Source organism: Streptomyces sp. NPDC001828, from assembly GCF_042892175.1.
Taxonomy (GTDB): Bacteria; Actinomycetota; Actinomycetes; order Streptomycetales; family Streptomycetaceae; genus Streptomyces.
This window is the reverse complement of the sequence record NZ_JBIATV010000003.1, coordinates 410,790-426,850: the sequence shown is the minus strand read 5'-3', so window position 1 is coordinate 426,850 and position 16,061 is coordinate 410,790. Positions and strand designations below refer to the sequence as shown.

Sequence of the window (16,061 nt, the reverse complement as noted above, 5' to 3'; positions counted from 1 at the left end):
CCCCTGTCGATCGTCGTCAGTGTGAGATGAGCCGACGGCTCTTGCCCGGCTGCGGGGTAGTGATGAGCCCCTCGGATTCCAGCTTCGCGAGCGCGGCCTGAACGGTCTTCTTGCTTGCTGCGAAGCGCGCCATCCAAGCCTTCTCGCCGATCAACTCCCCATTCGGAGCGGCTGTAGAGGGCTGTTCGGCGAGCGCGGTCCGAATCCCCTGAGCGACTTCGTCGACGCGGGACAACCGACTGCTGGACGCGCGCACGTAGAGCCGTCCGGCACGCCGCAGAAGTCCGTCTTCGACCAGTCGCCGGCGGGCCTCCGCCACGGTGTCGACAGACACCCCGTATTCGGTGGCCATGTCTGCCCCTGTCGGGAGCGCGTCGGCCTTGGGGTTCTCCTTCAGCCATGTGCGGATGCGGCTCGCGATGTTCTCATACGAGACATCCGAGAGGGCATCGTCCGCAGCGCCGATGATGCGCCAGCGCTGCCCCTGTGTGCGGGCGAGGATGTGCTCCTGCTCCAGGACTCCGTACGCGCGCTGCACCATGCCGCGCGACACCCCGAGCTTCTCCGCAAGTCCGCTCTCCGACGGCATACGAGCGGCGGCCCTGAGGTCTCCGGACTCGATCCGGACCTTCAGGGCCTCTGCTAGCTGGCGGTAGCTCGTGTACGGACTCGCGGGCACATGTGTCCCTTCGCAGTGCAGGCACTTACTCAACTGTGTACAGCGTAGGACGGCGCTGGGAGGGGCGGCACAGGGCGGGGCAGGCTGATCGCCGCTGAGGCAGGGCGTGTGCTTGACGTATGTCCTGGAGTTGGTCCGTCAAGAAGATGGTGTCGAAGTACCGATCTGCGGGGTGCTGGAGATAGCCACCAGGTGCAGGACGGCGATCAGGGTGCCGGAACTGGAGATCAGGCCGCGTTGGATCAGGCTGTTGATCTGATCGAGCGGGACCCAGGCAGCACGGTGACCTTCGTTTCGCTCGGAGGGCTCTCCCACCCGCTCTACCCCGCGGGCGACAAATACGTGGTGGGGGCTGTCGACCGTGCCGTTCATCGGCTGGTAGGTCACCACGTGGTCCAGGGAGCCGGTGATCTGGTACCCGGTCTCCTCGACTGCTTCTCGCGCCACAGTCTCCGCCGGCTCTTCGCCATCGTCGACGACACCTCCCGGAAGCTCCCAGCCCCAGGTGTCGGAGACGAACCGATGCCGCCACATCATGAAGACGCGGTCCTGGCCGTCGACCATCGCCACGATCGAGGCGGGGGGCAGGTGCACCTTGTGGTGCTCGAACCGTGAGCCGTCGGGGGTTTGGACATCCGCCATGTGGACGGTGGCCCAGTAGTTCTCGTAGATAGGCCGCTCCCCGTGGACGAGCCAGGCAGAAGAACGGTCGCCGTCGTCCCCGAAGTTCACCGGAGCCGCCAGTCTGCGACGCCCAACGCTCCCCGCTGCATCCGCGTCATAGCTTCGTGCCTCCCCGCGCGAGACTACCCTCGCGCTCAACCCTTAACGGGTAGCGAAGCCTGCGTCAGGCTCATGCTGTTACGAGGGCGGCTGGGCAGTGACAGGGCTGGGAATGCCCTCCAATGTTCCTGCGACGGGACGTTCCCGTCTGAACCGGTGATGCTCGGTGAAGCGCACCACGATGATGGTTCTCTGATATGTCCTCAATCGTCGGCTGAATCAGGGGTGCGATGGGAAGGTCGTGGCGGCTGCTGAGTGCGTGGATCGCGCTGGCCGTAGGCGGGTTCATGGGCCTGGGGGGCGCCGTGATCGCTTCGCTCTGGCTGCCCACGCGGTGGGCCGGGCCCGTAGGGGGCGGTCTCGTGGCGGTCTCGGCGGCAGCCGCCGGTTGGGCGAAGCAGTGGCTTGATCGGCAGCGGGATCTGCGGCGGGACCTTCCCCACAGCATCGTCCTGCACGGCCGCGCGGACGGGTTTCCGCGCGTGCGTGATGTCGCGGATCCGGTGCTGATCGGGGTCCACCGCGCCGAATGGACAGCGGAGCGCCTTCAGCAATCCCGTGCGGATGAGCTGCCGCGGTACATTCCTCGCGAGGTCGACCCCGAGCTTCGAGAGGCGATCCACTTCGGCGGCTTGGTTGTGGTTGTGGGTGAGTCGACGGCCGGCAAGTCCAGGGCCGCCTTCGAGGCGATCAGAGCGCAGGCGCCGGATCATCTGCTGGCCGTCGCCTCCTCACGAGATGCGCTGACCGCCGTCGCTGCGAGCTTGTCCGACACACGCCGGGCGGTGCTCTGGCTCGACGACCTGGAGCGGTTTCTAGGGCCTGGGGGCTTAACACCAGCCCTTGTGGCCGCTCTGACCACGAAACCCGGCCGGGAAGTAATCCTGCTGGGCACGATGAGAACAGCAGAGTACGAACGCTTCGCGTCACGAGCAGGACCGGCCCTCGGAGAGCAGGACCGCTCAGCCTGGTGGGCAAGCCGGGACGTGCTGCGCGCCGCGCGCACCATCCCCTTAAGCCGGCTCTGGTCGCCTACAGAACTGGCGCGCGCGGCGAGGTTCGTGGACGACCCGCGCATCGCGCGCGCACTCGATCAGGCGGCTACCTTCGGGGTCGCCGAGACACTGACCGCGGGACCAGCCCTACTGCGCGACTGGCGCAGCGCGTGGAACGTCGGTGCCCATCCACGCGCTGCGGCGCTGGTGGCGGCGGCCGTGGACTGCCGCCGCGCTGGGCTCGACGACCCGGCTCCCCGCGACCTGCTGCAAGACCTACACACCCACTACCTACAGGCGCGCGGGGGTCACGCGCTTCGGCCCGAGCCGATTGACGAGGCTTGGGCGTGGGCACTGCAGCCGGTACACGGAGCGAGTAGCCTGCTGATCCCGGCAGGCCCCAGCAGCGAAGACTCGCGCTACCTCGCCTTCGACTACCTCATCGACCAGCCAGACCACGAACCGGTCCCGCCCGAAACCTGGAACCTCCTAATCGCGCGGGGCGACACGCCCTACACCGCGCGCATTGCGTCCGAAGCGTTCTGGCGCGTGCGCACCGCGTTCCACACCGCGGTCGACTCTGGCGCCGTGGGTAACGAATTCATGCGGGCCAGCGCCCTCGCCGACCGTGGCGACTACGCCCAGGCCATCCACATACTCACCGAAGCCCTCGAAGTATCTGACCAGTTCCAGAATTCGGATGCAGAGTGGCGCAGATCCCTGCGACATCAGATTGCCTTCCATCGCCTGCGGGCGGGGCAGATCGAGCAAGCCGAAGCTGCGTTCCAGGAATTGCTGGCCGAGGCCGAACAGATGCTGCCGCCCGATGACGAGTACCTGCAGGTTGTACGTCACAACCTCGGCGCATGCGCGCGGCGACGCGGCGATCTTCCAGGCGCTCTGGCCCTGTTCCAGCGCATCCTGACCGACCGAGAGCGATACCTGGGTCCAGGCGCCATGAACACCCTCGCCACCCGTGGGACGATAGCGGGCATCATTGGCGAGATGGGCGACGCCGTCGAGGCATTGCGCTTGACCCGGCAGGTCCTGGCTGACGAGGAACGAGCCCTCGGCCCGGACCACACCAACGTCCTGGAAACCCGCCACAGCCTGGCCGGGCTCCTGGCTGAGACCGGCGACCCCGGAGCCGCCGTAAGCGTCCTGCTAGCGCTCGTGCCGGACCTGATCCGCGCACTTGGCGCCGACCACCAGGATGTGCTCGAAGCACGCTGGGACATCGCGCGCTACCAAGCCCGCAACGGCAACAGGTCTACCGCACTACGGCAATTCCATGAAGTGCTCGCCGACCGTGAGCGCCTACATGGCGTGCACGACCCAAGACTCGAACAAGCCCGCCAAGAGATCGAAGAGCTGCGGACTCAAGACAACGAACACTAACTTCACCCGCGCCCTCGTGCCCCTATCGCCTCGAAGCCGCCTCCGTTGACACTTACAGGACGTGTGACACGCCCGGCTGCCGCGCCGGACATTTCGGTGGCTCAGAGTGACCCGGCAGTCTTGCGCCTCATTCAACTACCCTCAAGAATAGTTTGGTTAAGGCAGGTGTTGTTAGGCGAACCACTGGGGCTGAGAGTTGTCGCCGCGGCAGGCTGAGCCCCGAACCTGTGCCACCTATGTGTGTCCCGGCGACAGCAGGAGGGCCAGCTGGGAGTCCGTTCATACATACAGGCCAGAGTGCTATAGGTGCTGTAGTCGCGACCTTCTTGAAATCGTCGTGGCGCGAGTCACCGTGGGTTTAATTCCGGTGCCCATTGAGTGCGCGCCGGACGTATGGCTTGGTGAGAATCGGTGTCCCAGGCTCCGGCGTACCCCTCCTCTGGAACGCATTCTCAGCGGATGGCCTGCGGGCCGGGGCCGATCACGTAGCCCCTGATGTTTCTAGCTTCTTCGATGACGCGGACAGCCCCCTCTTCAACAGTCAGTCGGAGGGCCATGCTCACTGTGGTGTCGTTGGCTATGCCGTACACGCCGTCGAAGATGGACCAGACTTCATCGACCAGCTTGACGCGGCCCCGGCGGGCCACGGCGGAGCGCAAGTTCTCCCCGATGCGGGCCCGTGCTTTCGCCTGCTCTTGCTTGATAACGTCCTTCACGCTGTCGCCGAAGGTGAATAAGGCGTTCTCATCGTCGCCTTCCTGGGGGCCCAGCGCTTTCAACCACTCCTGCCTGGCCCTGGCCAGGGCGTCAGCGAAGACCCAGATCCCGAACGGACTCCGGGTCAAGAACACCAGGTGATAGACCGGCTGGTGGCTGACACGGCGCTTTACTGGCACGGTTATGCCCTGCATGCCTGTGGAGTTGGCCAGTCGCTTCGTGTACGCGCGGGCGATCGTCTCGGCAACACGCTCGAAGTTCCTGTCGGGCCCCAAAGCCTTGAGTGCTTCATCGCGCCACCAGGTTCCACCGCAGACACGGTCAAGCGCCGGCAGGCTGTCGTGCTCGTGCCGTGAGGCGGCCAGTGCTCCGGTGGCTCGGCGTGTGAAGTCCGCGTTGAAGTTGAGGAGTACTTCAGTGCTCGGGCGACCTGGTCGCCGCTCACCAGCCAGTACGCGGGACAAGTCGTCGAAGGGCAGCCCCGCACCGCAGGGGTCCAGGAAGAGGAACAGCGGTATGCCGTGTGCCGCAGTCACGATGTTGCTCAGGTGCGTGTGCACAGGCCCGTGATGGGCGACTGCGTGAACACCCTTGGCGACATACTCGTCCACCACGTGCTTCAGCTTCGCGTAGTCCGCGCGGTTCTTCTCCACCAGTGTGGCTTCCACGATGGCACGGCTCGCTCGTGCCGCGGCTTGCAGGATGAGCTCGCCTGAGGCGGGCTTCCCGTCGGGGTAGCGACCCCGGCCGGCGAAGCCGTCGACCACTGCTACCCGGTTGCCTGTGGATGTCGATCCGACCATCGCTGTGTACGCGCCGATGTATCGCTGAAGGATCGCGTGCTTGAACACGGATTGACTGTGGTTGTGGTCGAGTAAGCCCGACGTCGTACCGACGGCCATGATGTTCTCCCCCCAGGAGCCGCCCGGCTGGCGGTATATGGAGGAGATGGTCACACGCGGTCAACGGTTCGCAACAGTGTGACGACTAGTCAATCTTTAGCGTGCAGCAGCTGCTTCTGGCTGATCAGACCAACTGTGGGGGGTGCTGTCCCAGGTTTCGCCCAGGAGTTCCCTTCCGCCGGCCTTCGGCGTGCGCCCACCCCACTGCTTGAAGAAGAACGGGACATCGGCGGCTGTGCACTTGTCCTTGATCTCCAAGACCCAGGACTCCTCCAGAGGCCGATGGCGTGGCCCGGACTCGCCTCCCACGATCACCCAGCCGATTCCATCCAAGCTGAGGCTCGGCAGGGGACCCAATAGAGGCTCGCAGGACAGGAAACGAACGCTGGCTGGGACGCTTCGGAGGTCGTCGACCCTGCTGAGCTCACCCTCTGACTCGACAGAGACGCCCATCCAGAGATTCGGAGGCCACTCGACATCGCCAGCGATTCGACGCAGCCGGCGGGCGCGCTTGGTGAGCACCTGGTACGTGTGCTGAGGGGTGTCAGCCATGACGCTGAACACCTGCCTCACGAAGTCCAGGGGGACGCGGGCATGGAAGAGATCGCTCATTGAGTTGACGAAGACTGTGCGAGGCGACTTCCAGCGGTACGGCAGCGTCAGCGAGTCGGGATGGAGGGCCAGGCCGAAGCCTTCGCCGGACGTCGTGGGGTTGCCGTCTGTTTGGTACTTGGGTGCCCCCATCGCCTTGAGGCGCTTGGCGAGTAGCAGGGCGTAGCAGTTGTCGCAGCCAGCGGATAAGCGGTCGCAGCCGGTTGTTGGGTTCCAGGTCGCTTCGGTCCATTCGATTGAGCTGCCGTCGCCCATACCCACACTCCACTAATAGAAAATCTGTTCTAATTCTAGAACGTTCTGGTCTGTCTGTCTGTAGATGCGCGGCAGCTTACGTGCATCTCGGGGCTGGGGTTACCGTTGTCATTTCCCTTGGGCCAAGCGCTAGTTGTCTTTCTCTCGGGTGGCTTGGATGAGGTCGTTTGAATGCCCTTGGCTGTCGCACGGCGGCTGGCCTTAAATCGATGCTGTCGTCGGCCCAACGGCGTACCCCGGCCGTAGTCGATGGGTTTTCCCCGGCTGCAGCCCAGAGTTCGTGTACTCAGCAGTGCGGGCATGGCCCCTGCAGAGTGCGTAGAGCGGGTGGCCGTCTGTCGCGCTAACCCGAGCTTCCTAATGCCCTCCCGGAGCAATCTGCACGAGGATGGGCATGGCCAGGGCCGGAGGGGCCTGGGCGGCTTTCGGGCGCGGCGCTCTTGCCGGCTGTGTCCCTGGGTGAGGCGCCTGGACGCATGACGGCGGGGCGTGCGGAATCGCTGCGGGCTCCGGCATGCCCTCTCGGGCCGAGCTCGCCCGGCAAGATCCGGGCCAATGGCGGGCCAAGGCAGTGCCAGTGATCGAACCGGACGGCAAAGTGCCAGGCCAGAGGGTTAAACCCGCCCGCCCTCGCAGCGGACTGTAAATCCGTCGGCTCTGCCTACCCAGGTTCGAATCCTGGCGCCGCCACACTGGGTGAGACCCCCGGTGACCTGCAAAGGTCACCGGGGGTCTCTTCGTTGTGCGGCGCGACGAACGTCACGGCCCCGGCTGGTCCCGCCGGGTCAGTTTCCCGCCACGCCCTTCACGGCCACCGTCACCGGCGCCGAGCCACTGATCAGCTCCAGGGTGAGGCCGGTCGTCGCGGGGGAGTCCACGAGTTCGGCCAGGACCGCGGCCACGTCGTCGCGGGGGATCGTGCCGCGGCCGGTCGAGGCGGCCAGGGTCACCAGGCCCTTGCCGGCGTCGTTGGTCAGCATGCCGGGGCGCAGGACCGTCCAGTCCAGGTGCTTGTGGGAGCGCACGGCGTCGTCGGCGGCGCCCTTCGCCCGCAGGTAGTCGTCGAAGACCTCGTCGCCCTGGTGGGAGGAGTCCGCGCCCATCGACGACACGATGACGTAGCGGCGCACGCCCGCCCGCTCCGCCGCGTCCGCGAGCAGGACGGCCGCCGCGCGGTCCACCGTCTCCTTGCGGGAGGCGTCGCTGCCCGGGCCCGCGCCCGCCGCGAACACCACCGCGTCCGCGCCCTGGAGCGCCTCCGCGACGGCGTCCACCGTCGCGGACTCCAGGTCGAGCACGACCGGCTCCGCGCCGACTTCCCGCAGGTCGTCCGCCTGCTCCGGCTTGCGGATGATTCCCGCCACCTCGTCGCCGCGCGCCGCCAGCAGGCGTTCGAGCCGCAGCGCGATCTGACCATGTCCTCCAGCGATGACAATGCGCATGGTCACGACGGTACGCGGAGTTGCCGCCGCTCGCCGGTGGAGCGTCAGCCGGGCTCGCCGCGCCCGGCCTCCGTGCGGCCCTGCCGGGGCAGGTCGAGGGCGACCGCCGCCGCCGAGTCGCAGTACTCGCGCACCGCGCTCGTGCGGGCCACCACCCGGCCGCGATGGATGACGATGCGGCTGTACGCGAGCGAGAGGACGCCCGCGATGCGTTCGCCGCGCACCGCGAGCAGTTCGGCGGGGAAGCCCGCCTCGACCCGCACCTCGGGCAGCCCCATCGACTCGCGGGCCACGGTGCTGATCGCCGCGTACGCGTCCTCGGGGCGCATCCCCGCCTGGGAGGCGAGGAGGTAGGCGGCCTCCAGCGGGTCGCCCCGCCCGACCGGGTTGGCGACATCGCGCAAGGCGCCGCTCCCCGCCGCGAGTCGGACCCCGGCCGCCCTCAACAGCCTTACAGGGGCGGCACCTTGACGATCCGTCATGCCGCAGCCGCCCTGCGGGAGGCACGTCACCGCCACGCCGGCGGAGGCGAGTTGGTCGGCGGCCCGCGCCGCCGTTTCGCGCGGAAGGCGGGACAGTCCGCCGCAGGGGCCGATCGTGACGCCGGGGCGCAGGCCGCCGGACATGGCCGCGAGCCGGGCGAGGCGCGCCGGATCGGTGCCGTCGGTGTGCAGGTCGACCGCGCAGCCGTGCTCGGCGGCGAGCTCCAGGACGGCCTGGGCGTAACCGGCCGGATCGGCGTCCAGATCCGGGCAGCCGCCCACCACCGAGGCGCCCATCTTGACCGCGTCGCGCAGCATGGCGAGCCCGTCCGCGCCGGCCACCCCGGTCAGCAGGCGCGGCACGGCGACCACCGCGAGCTCGGTGAGGCCGCGCAGGGAGCGCCGGGTCTGGAGCACCGCCTCCAGCGGATCGAGCCCGCTGACCTCGTCGATGCGTACGTGCGAGCGCAGCGCCGTGGCGCCGTGGCCGAGTTGGAGCAGGGCGGCCTCGGTGGCCCGGCGCTGGACCTCCTCGACCGCGTAGGAGACCGGGCCCTCGGCGCTGAAGGCGGTCAGGGCGGTGTCGCTGTGGGCGTGCGGCTCGGCGGGTGCGGGCAGCAGCAGGAAGCCGTTGAGATCCACGCGGGAGGAGCCGTTCGCGGTGAGGCTGCCCGCGGTGCCCACCGCCTCGATGCGCCCGCCGCCGAGCCGCACGTCCACCGTGCGCCCGTCGGCGAGCTTGGCGCCGCACAGCAGCAGCGACGATCCGGCGGTGGGGTCGGGGCCTTCGCCGGTGCCGGGGGAGTGGGCCGGCTGCTGGTGGCTGTCGGACATCGCGCTCCTGATCGGGCTCGGGTGATCGGGCTCGGGCGGGCATGATCACGCAGCGTGAGGCGAGCCTAGGGGCGGCCACGGCGCGCATCGAGGAGGAGCGAAATAGTCGTACCGGTGTGGCCCTGAGTGGCCTACGGGACCGCTGGGACAGCCCCTCGGGAAGGCCGCCCGAGGGCGGCACGAAACGGATTTGGGCGATCGGCGAGAGAGCGTGTAATGTCTTCCTCGCTCGCCCCAATAGCTCAGTCGGTAGAGCGTCTCCATGGTAAGGAGAAGGTCTACGGTTCGATTCCGTATTGGGGCTCTGGTGCGGAAGCCCTCACCTTCGGGTGAGGGACTCCGTGTCAAAGCGGTGTAGCTCAGTCGGTAGAGCAAGCGGCTCATAATCGCTGTGTCACCGGTTCAAGTCCGGTCACCGCTACACACAGTAGCCGATTGTGGGGTCGGTCCTTCGATCGGCTACTCTTTCATGCGTTCATCCGTCAACCCGTCCGTCAAGGAGCACTCACGTGGCTGCCACCGACGTCCGCCCGAAGATCACGCTGGCCTGCGTGGAGTGCAAGGAGCGGAACTACATCACCAAGAAGAACCGGCGTAACAACCCGGACCGTCTTGAGATGAAGAAGCACTGCCCGCGCTGCAACTCGCACACTGCGCACCGCGAGACCCGCTAACCACGGGGTCTGGCACCCAGGCTCGTTCGAGAGGCCGTTCCCCATACCGGGGAGCGGCCTCTCGGCGTTGCTCACCGGTATGGGAATGCGGAGCGGGCGTACGACTAGATTCTTCGTACCGAAGGTCTTCGTATCCGGAGGACTTCACCGACGGACGAAGACCGCACACCAGCACCACCCCCGTCCCTGATTCGCAGGAGGTAGCCGCCCGATGGCGCTCGACCAGTCTTTCGTGGGGCGGACCTATCCGCCCACCGCCCCGTACGAGGTCGGCCGCGAGAAGATCCGTGAGTTCGCGGTGGCGGTCGGGGACGAGAATCCCGCCTACACCGACCCGGAGGCGGCCAAGGCGCTCGGTCACACCGATGTCATCGCGCCCCCGACTTTTGTGTTTGCCATCACGTTCGGCGCGGCGGGCCAGGTCATCCAGGACCCGCAGCTGGGTCTGGACTACAGCCGGGTGGTGCACGGCGACCAGAAGTTCGCGTACACCCGCCCGGTCCGCGCGGGCGACCGGCTGACGGTCACGTCCACCATCGACGCGATCAAGTCCCTCGCGGGCAACGACATCCTGGACATCCGCGGCGAGGTCCACGACGAGGCCGGCGAGCACGTCGTGACCGCCTGGACCAAGCTGGTGTCCCGAGCGGCCGAGGGGGCCTGACATGACCGCGAAGATCCGTTACGAGGACGTCGAGCCCGGCACCGAACTGCCGTCCGCGTCCTTCCCCGTGACCCGCGCCACGCTCGTGCAGTACGCGGGCGCGTCCGGTGACTTCAACCCGATCCACTGGAACGAGAAGTTCGCGAGGGAGGTCGGGCTCCCCGACGTCATCGCGCACGGCATGTTCACGATGGCCGAGGCGGCACGCGTGGTCACGGACTGGGTCGGCGACCCGGGCGCGGTGACCGAGTACGGCGTCCGCTTCACCAAGCCGGTGGTGGTCCCGAACGACGACACCGGCGCCCTGATCGAAGTCACCGCCAAGGTGGCGGCGAAGCTCGACGACGAGGCCCGCACGGTACGGGTGGACCTCACGGCGATGAGCGCGGGCCAGAAGGTCCTGGGCATGTCCCGGGCGGTCGTCCGCCTGGCCTGAGCCGCGAACGTTCCGGGGGCCGCGGCCCCCGGAACCCGGCGGGGGCGACGGCCCTCGCGGCACCGCACCCGTACGCTGGACCCCGTGCAGGAACTTCACGACGCCCCCCTCGCCCCCCTGACCACCCTCCGCCTCGGCGGCCCGGCGGACCGGCTCGTCACCGCCACCACCGACGCCGAGATCGTCGCCGCCGTACGCGAGGCCGACGACAGCGGCACCCCGCTCCTGGTCATCGGCGGCGGCAGCAACCTGCTCATCGGGGACAAGGGCTTCGCCGGCACCGCCCTGCGCATCGCCACCCGCGGCTTCGAGCTCGACGGCACCCGCCTCGAACTCGCCGCCGGCGAGGTGTGGAGCGACGCCGTGGCCCGCAGCGTGGCGGCCGGGCTCGCCGGCATCGAGTGCCTCGCCGGCATCCCCGGCTCGGCCGGCGCGACCCCGATCCAGAACGTCGGGGCGTACGGCCAGGAAGTCTCCAGCACCATCACCCACGTCGTCGCCTACGACCGCCTCGACCGCGCCACCGTGACGCTGACCAACGCCGAGTGCGACTTCTCGTACCGGCACAGCCGCTTCAAGCGGCACCCCGACCGGTACGTCGTGCTCCGCGTCGTCTTCGAGCTGGAGGACGCCGGCGGGCTCTCGGCGCCGGTCAAGTACGCCGAGACGGCCCGCACCCTGGGCGTCGAGCCCGGCGACCGCGTCCCGGCCGCCACGGCCCGCGAGACCGTCCTGAAGCTGCGCGCCGGCAAGGGCATGGTGCTCGACCCGGAGGACCACGACACCTGGTCGGCGGGCTCGTTCTTCACCAACCCGATCCTCCCCAACGAGGAGTACGCCGCCTTCCTCGCGCGCGCCCGGGAGCGCCTCGGCGCGGAGGTGACGCCCCCCGCGTGGCCCGTCGGCGCCGACCGTACGAAGACCTCGGCCGCCTGGCTGATCGACAAGGCGGGCTTCACGAAGGGGTACGGCGACGGGCCGGCCCGCATCTCCACGAAGCACACCCTCGCGCTGACGAACCGCGGCGGCGCCACCACCGAGGACCTGCTGTCGCTGGCCCGCGACGTGGTGGCCGGGGTGGAGCTGGCCTTCGGCGTGACGCTGGTGAACGAGCCGGTGGCGGTCGGGGTGGAGATCTAGCAGAGGGCGGGCCCCCTCAGCGCGCCGGGCCCTCAGCGCGTCAGGCCCTCAGTACGCCACGCCTACCCCCTGCTTGACGGTCGAAGGGTCGTCGAGGCAGCCCAGCATCGCGTGCGCCACGTCCGCGCGGGAGATGGTGCGGGCCGCCTTGGGGGTGCCGCCGACGACCCGGCGGTAGGTCCCGGTGAGCGGCTTGTCGGTGAGCTTCGGCGGGCGCACGGACGTCCAGTCCGTGGTGCCGGCCGCCAACTCGGCCTCCATCGCGCTCAGATCGACGTACACCTCCTTCAGGATCGCGCCGATCATGGACCGCATCGCGCGGTCGAGGAGCCCGTCCCCCGGCGCCTCGGGGCCGACCGGCGCCGCGCTCACCACGACGAGCCGACGGGTCCCCTCGGCTTCCATCGCGGCCAGCACCGACCGGGTGAGCCGGGCCGTGATCCCGGCGTCCGAGCGCTTGCGGGCGCCGAGCCCGGACAGAACCGCGTCCCGCCCGGCCACCGCCCGGCGGAGCGACTCGGGGGCGGTCAGGTCGGCCCGGAACACGTCGAGCCCCGTACCGGTGACGGCGAACCTGGCCGGATCGCGCACCACCGCCGTGACCTCGTGGCCCGACGCCAGCGCCTGCTTGACGATTTCCTGGCCGATGCCACCTGTGGCACCGAAGACCGTGAGCCTCATCGCGTCGCCCTCCTGGGGTGGGTAAGTATTCACTCACCTCTAGAGTGGGTAGGCACTCACCTCGTAGTCAAGCCTCGTTGGAGCGCACATGCAGTCGCCCAAGCCGCCTCGGTCGCCCCGGTCGCCGCAGTCCCCTCAGCCGTCGGCGCCGCCGCAGGTTTCCGCCCGGGTCCGCCTCGTCGACGCGGCGCACGAACTCATGCGGACCATCGGCCTCGCCCGCACGACGACGAAGGAGATCGCGAAGGCGGCGGGGTGCTCGGAGGCGGCGCTGTACAAGCACTTCAGCAGCAAGGAGGACCTGTTCGTGACGGTCCTGATGGAGCGCCTGCCGAAGCTGGGCCCGCTGGTGCGGCGGCTGGCCGAGTCGCCGGGGGAGCGGTCCGTGGAGGAGAACCTGACGGAGATCGCCCGCCAGGCCGCGCTGTTCTACGCGGAGAGCTTCCCGATCGCGGCCTCGCTGTACGCGGATCCGCAGCTCAAGCGGCGGCACGACGAGGCGCTGCGGGAGTTGGGGGCGGGGCCGCACGTGCCGATCGAGTGGGTCGACGCGTATCTCCGTGCGGAGCGGGGGGCGGGGCGGGTCGCGCCGGACGCCGATACGTATGCGGCGGCCTCGTTGCTGCTGGGGGCGTGTGCGCAGCGGGCCTTCGCGTACGACATGACTCCCTCGGGTCTGCCGCCGCAGGAGCTGGGGGAGTTCGCGCGGGGGGTCGCCCGGGCCCTGCTGCGCGGGCTCGGGGGCTAGGGGCTTCTCTGCCGGCCCGGCCCCGTCCCGCTTCCGCGTGTGATTCCTTCGGCTGCGGGCCGTGCGGGGCCGGTCGCGCGGTTGCCCGCGTCCCTATGGGCGGTGGTGTCGGAGGTTCAGCCCGCCAGCCAGTCGTCCACTCCCGCCAGGAGCTTCTCCTGGGTTTCGGCGGGGGCGGCCGAGCCCCGGATCGACTGGCGGGCCAGATCGGCCAGCTCCGGGTCGGTGAAGGCGTGGTGGTGGCGGGCGATGTCGTACTGGGCGGCCAGGCGGGAGCCGAAGAGCAGGGGGTCGTCCGCGCCCAGGGCCATCGGGACGCCGGCGTCGTACAGCACCCGCAGCGGCACGTCCTCGGGCTTCTCGTAGACGCCGAGCGCGACATTGGACGCGGGGCAGACCTCGCAGGTGATGCCCTTCTCGGCGAGGCGGCGCAGGAGGCGGGGGTCCTCCGCGGCCCGCACTCCGTGCCCGACCCGCCGCGCGTGCAGGTCGTCGAGGCAGTCGCGCACCGACGACGGGCCGGAGAGCTCGCCGCCGTGCGGGGCGGCGAGCAGACCGCCCTCGCGGGCGATCGCGAAGGCGCGGTCGAAGTCCCTTGCCATGCCCCGGCGTTCGTCGTTGGAGAGGCCGAAGCCGACCACGCCGCGATCGGCGTAGCGGACCGCGAGCCGGGCGAGGGTGCGGGCGTCGAGGGGGTGCTTCATGCGGTTCGCCGCGACCACGACGCGCATGCCGAGCCCGGTCTCGCGCGAGGCCGAGTCGACCGCGTCCAGGATGATCTCGAGCGCGGGGATCAGACCGCCGAGCAGCGGCGCGTACGAGGTCGGGTCGACCTGGATCTCCAGCCAGCCGGATCCGTCCCGGACGTCCTCCTCCGCGGCCTCGCGCACCAGGCGCTGAATGTCCTCGGGGGCGCGCAGACACGACCGCGCCGCATCGTAGAGGCGCTGGAAGCGGAACCAGCCACGCTCGTCGGTGGCCCGCAGTTTCGGCGGCTCGGCGCCGGTCAGCGCCTCGGGCAGCCGCACGCCGTACTTGTCGGCGAGCTCCAGCAGGGTCGAGGGCCGCATCGACCCGGTGAAGTGCAGATGCAGATGGGCCTTCGGCAGATCTCGTACGTCGCGAACGTGCTCCATCCAGGGATCTTGCCGCACCCGGCCGGAATCCGGCAGCCCCTTTCCCCGATCGGGACCGGGCCCGAACGCAGAAACGGGCCCCACCGGGGCCCGCTCCCGCCACACGACCGGCCGGAACCTAGTCGCGGGCCTCGGCCAGCAGCTTCTGGATCCGCGAGACGCCCTCGACGAGGTCCTCGTCACCCAGGGCGTACGAGAGCCGCAGGTAGCCCGGTGTGCCGAAGGCCTCGCCGGGCACGACCGCGACCTCGGCCTCGTCCAGGATCAGCGCGGCGAGCTCGGCCGAGGTCGCCGGGCGCTTGCCGCGGATCTCCTTGCCGAGCAGGCCCTTCACCGACGGGTAGGCGTAGAACGCGCCCTCGGGGGTGGGGCAGATCACGCCGTCGATCTCGCCCAGCATGCGCACCATGGTCGCGCGGCGCCGGTCGAAGGACTCCCGCATCTTCGCGACCGCGTCCAGGTTCCCGGAGACGGCGGCGAGCGCGGCGATCTGGGCGACGTTGGACACGTTGGACGTGGCGTGCGACTGGAGGTTGGTCGCGGCCTTGACGACGTCCTTCGGGCCGATGATCCAGCCCACCCGCCAGCCGGTCATCGCGAAGGTCTTGGCGACGCCGTTGACGACGATGCACTTGTCGCGCAGCTCGGGCACGATCGCGGGCAGCGAGGTGAACGCGGCGCTGCCGTAGACGAGGTGCTCGTAGATCTCGTCCGTCATCACCCACAGGCCGTGCTCGACGGCCCAGCGCCCGATGGCCTCCGCGTCGGCCTCGCTGTAGACGGCGCCGGTCGGGTTGGACGGGGAGACGAACAGGACGACCTTCGTACGCTCCGTGCGGGCCGCCTCAAGCTGCTCCACCGACACCCGGTACCCGGTCGTCTCGTCGGCCACGACGTCCACCGGGACACCGCCCGCGAGCCGGATCGACTCGGGGTAGGTGGTCCAGTACGGGGCCGGGACGATGACCTCGTCGCCCGGGTCGAGGATCGCCGCGAAGGCCTCGTAGATCGCCTGCTTGCCACCGTTGGTCACCAGGACCTGGGAGGCGTCGACCTCGTAACCGGAGTCGCGCAGCGTCTTCGCGGCGATCGCGGCCTTGAGCTCGGGCAGGCCCCCGGCCGGCGTGTAGCGGTGGTACTTCGGGTTCCGGCAGGCCTCGACCGCGGCCTCGACGATGTAGTCGGGCGTCGGGAAGTCGGGCTCGCCCGCGCCGAAACCGATGACCGGACGCCCGGCGGCCTTGAGGGCCTTGGCCTTGGCGTCGACGGCGAGGGTCGCGGACTCGGAGATGGCGCCGATGCGCGCGGAGACCCGGCGCTCGGTGGGGGAGGAAGGCGGGGGAGTTGCAGCGCTCATGCGGGCCATGGTCCCAGACCTCCAACGGCCCGGGCACCCGCGTTTCACGGACCGGTCAGCATGTGGACAGGCGTCCGAGCGCCCTTCCCGCAGAGGCGCTGCGGAGGCCGTAGGAAGGCCTGGGGA

15 protein-coding genes and 3 tRNA genes are annotated in these 16,061 nt (G+C 69.3%); 9 read left to right on the top strand and 9 right to left on the bottom strand.

Features of this window, described 5'->3' with window-relative positions:
* Positions 1–16: 16 nt before the first annotated feature.
* Positions 17–679, bottom strand: a complete 663-nt coding sequence (locus ACFYZA_RS13295; RefSeq protein WP_388489949.1) for a GntR family transcriptional regulator — start codon at positions 677–679, stop codon at positions 17–19.
* A gap of 138 nt (positions 680–817) precedes the next feature.
* Positions 818–1,411 carry an NUDIX hydrolase gene (locus ACFYZA_RS13290; RefSeq protein ID WP_388489947.1) on the bottom strand — a complete coding sequence of 198 codons (594 nt, stop codon included), beginning with the start codon at positions 1,409–1,411 and terminating at the stop codon, positions 818–820.
* Positions 1,412–1,824: 413 nt separating this feature from the next.
* On the opposite strand from ACFYZA_RS13290, the gene ACFYZA_RS13285 reads away from it, so the two are divergent.
* On the top strand, positions 1,825–3,855 hold the full coding sequence (locus ACFYZA_RS13285) for a tetratricopeptide repeat protein (RefSeq protein WP_388489944.1): 2,031 nt from the start codon (positions 1,825–1,827) through the stop codon (positions 3,853–3,855).
* Between the two features lie 452 nt (positions 3,856–4,307).
* On the opposite strand, the gene tcmP is transcribed toward ACFYZA_RS13285, so the two are convergent.
* On the bottom strand, positions 4,308–5,528 hold the full coding sequence (gene tcmP, locus ACFYZA_RS13280) for a three-Cys-motif partner protein TcmP (protein ID WP_388489941.1): 1,221 nt from the start codon (positions 5,526–5,528) through the stop codon (positions 4,308–4,310).
* 42 nt (positions 5,529–5,570) lie between these two features.
* Complete coding sequence (locus ACFYZA_RS13275) at positions 5,571–6,341, bottom strand: DUF5131 family protein (RefSeq protein ID WP_388489939.1); 771 nt, start codon at positions 6,339–6,341, stop codon at positions 5,571–5,573.
* 589 nt (positions 6,342–6,930) lie between these two features.
* On the opposite strand from ACFYZA_RS13275, the gene ACFYZA_RS13270 reads away from it, so the two are divergent.
* Positions 6,931–7,031 (top strand) — tRNA-Tyr (locus ACFYZA_RS13270).
* A gap of 95 nt (positions 7,032–7,126) precedes the next feature.
* Here ACFYZA_RS13270 and ACFYZA_RS13265 read toward each other — a convergent pair.
* The gene (locus tag ACFYZA_RS13265) at positions 7,127–7,783 is read right to left on the bottom strand and encodes an SDR family oxidoreductase (protein ID WP_382588649.1); all 657 of its coding nucleotides are present in this window, start codon (positions 7,781–7,783) and stop codon (positions 7,127–7,129) included.
* A 44-nt stretch (positions 7,784–7,827) separates the two neighbouring features.
* Entirely contained in the window at positions 7,828–9,099 is a 1,272-nt protein-coding gene (locus ACFYZA_RS13260; RefSeq protein ID WP_382588651.1) for an amidohydrolase family protein, read from the bottom strand.
* 231 nt (positions 9,100–9,330) lie between these two features.
* On the opposite strand from ACFYZA_RS13260, the gene ACFYZA_RS13255 reads away from it, so the two are divergent.
* The 6 genes from ACFYZA_RS13255 to ACFYZA_RS13230 all read left to right on the top strand — a co-directional run bounded on the left by ACFYZA_RS13255 (position 9,331) and on the right by ACFYZA_RS13230 (position 12,013).
* Positions 9,331–9,403: transfer RNA gene (locus ACFYZA_RS13255), tRNA-Thr, on the top strand.
* 44 nt (positions 9,404–9,447) lie between these two features.
* Positions 9,448–9,520: transfer RNA gene (locus ACFYZA_RS13250), tRNA-Met, on the top strand.
* An 88-nt stretch (positions 9,521–9,608) separates the two neighbouring features.
* Positions 9,609–9,773 carry a 50S ribosomal protein L33 gene (gene rpmG / locus ACFYZA_RS13245; protein WP_003956487.1) on the top strand — a complete coding sequence of 55 codons (165 nt, stop codon included), beginning with the start codon at positions 9,609–9,611 and terminating at the stop codon, positions 9,771–9,773.
* Between the two features lie 211 nt (positions 9,774–9,984).
* Positions 9,985–10,437, top strand: coding sequence for a MaoC family dehydratase N-terminal domain-containing protein (locus tag ACFYZA_RS13240; RefSeq protein WP_382588653.1), 453 nt, complete (start codon positions 9,985–9,987; stop codon positions 10,435–10,437).
* A gap of 1 nt (position 10,438) precedes the next feature.
* Complete coding sequence (locus ACFYZA_RS13235; protein WP_388489935.1) at positions 10,439–10,873, top strand: MaoC family dehydratase; 435 nt, start codon at positions 10,439–10,441, stop codon at positions 10,871–10,873.
* Positions 10,874–10,948: 75 nt separating this feature from the next.
* Positions 10,949–12,013, top strand: coding sequence for a UDP-N-acetylmuramate dehydrogenase (locus tag ACFYZA_RS13230; protein ID WP_388490283.1), 1,065 nt, complete (start codon positions 10,949–10,951; stop codon positions 12,011–12,013).
* A 48-nt stretch (positions 12,014–12,061) separates the two neighbouring features.
* On the opposite strand, the gene ACFYZA_RS13225 is transcribed toward ACFYZA_RS13230, so the two are convergent.
* Positions 12,062–12,694, bottom strand: coding sequence for an NAD(P)-dependent oxidoreductase (locus tag ACFYZA_RS13225; protein WP_388489932.1), 633 nt, complete (start codon positions 12,692–12,694; stop codon positions 12,062–12,064).
* A gap of 88 nt (positions 12,695–12,782) precedes the next feature.
* On the opposite strand from ACFYZA_RS13225, the gene ACFYZA_RS13220 reads away from it, so the two are divergent.
* On the top strand, positions 12,783–13,442 hold the full coding sequence (locus ACFYZA_RS13220) for a TetR/AcrR family transcriptional regulator (RefSeq protein WP_388489929.1): 660 nt from the start codon (positions 12,783–12,785) through the stop codon (positions 13,440–13,442).
* Between the two features lie 116 nt (positions 13,443–13,558).
* Here ACFYZA_RS13220 and ACFYZA_RS13215 read toward each other — a convergent pair whose 3' ends face one another.
* Together ACFYZA_RS13215 and ACFYZA_RS13210 are read right to left on the bottom strand one after the other, a co-directional pair.
* Entirely contained in the window at positions 13,559–14,578 is a 1,020-nt protein-coding gene (locus tag ACFYZA_RS13215; protein ID WP_388489926.1) for an adenosine deaminase, read from the bottom strand.
* A gap of 118 nt (positions 14,579–14,696) precedes the next feature.
* Positions 14,697–15,935 (bottom strand): pyridoxal phosphate-dependent aminotransferase, encoded by a 1,239-nt coding sequence (locus tag ACFYZA_RS13210; RefSeq protein WP_161244504.1) that lies wholly within the window; start codon positions 15,933–15,935, stop codon positions 14,697–14,699.
* Between the last annotated feature and the right edge of the window lie 126 nt (positions 15,936–16,061).

What these genes read in the sequence shown, in the direction of transcription:
- ACFYZA_RS13275 (WP_388489939.1), bottom strand. Translation starts at nt 6,341, where the DNA reads ATGGGCGACGGCAGCTCAATCGAATGGACCGAAGCGACCTGGAACCCA.
- ACFYZA_RS13265 (WP_382588649.1), bottom strand. Translation starts at nt 7,783, where the DNA reads ATGCGCATTGTCATCGCTGGAGGACATGGTCAGATCGCGCTGCGGCTC.
- ACFYZA_RS13260 (WP_382588651.1), bottom strand. Translation starts at nt 9,099, where the DNA reads ATGTCCGACAGCCACCAGCAGCCGGCCCACTCCCCCGGCACCGGCGAA.
- ACFYZA_RS13240 (WP_382588653.1), top strand. Translation starts at nt 9,985, where the DNA reads ATGGCGCTCGACCAGTCTTTCGTGGGGCGGACCTATCCGCCCACCGCC.
- ACFYZA_RS13235 (WP_388489935.1), top strand. Translation starts at nt 10,439, where the DNA reads ATGACCGCGAAGATCCGTTACGAGGACGTCGAGCCCGGCACCGAACTG.
- ACFYZA_RS13225 (WP_388489932.1), bottom strand. Translation starts at nt 12,694, where the DNA reads ATGAGGCTCACGGTCTTCGGTGCCACAGGTGGCATCGGCCAGGAAATC.
- ACFYZA_RS13220 (WP_388489929.1), top strand. Translation starts at nt 12,783, where the DNA reads ATGCAGTCGCCCAAGCCGCCTCGGTCGCCCCGGTCGCCGCAGTCCCCT.
- ACFYZA_RS13215 (WP_388489926.1), bottom strand. Translation starts at nt 14,578, where the DNA reads ATGGAGCACGTTCGCGACGTACGAGATCTGCCGAAGGCCCATCTGCAT.
- ACFYZA_RS13210 (WP_161244504.1), bottom strand. Translation starts at nt 15,935, where the DNA reads ATGAGCGCTGCAACTCCCCCGCCTTCCTCCCCCACCGAGCGCCGGGTC.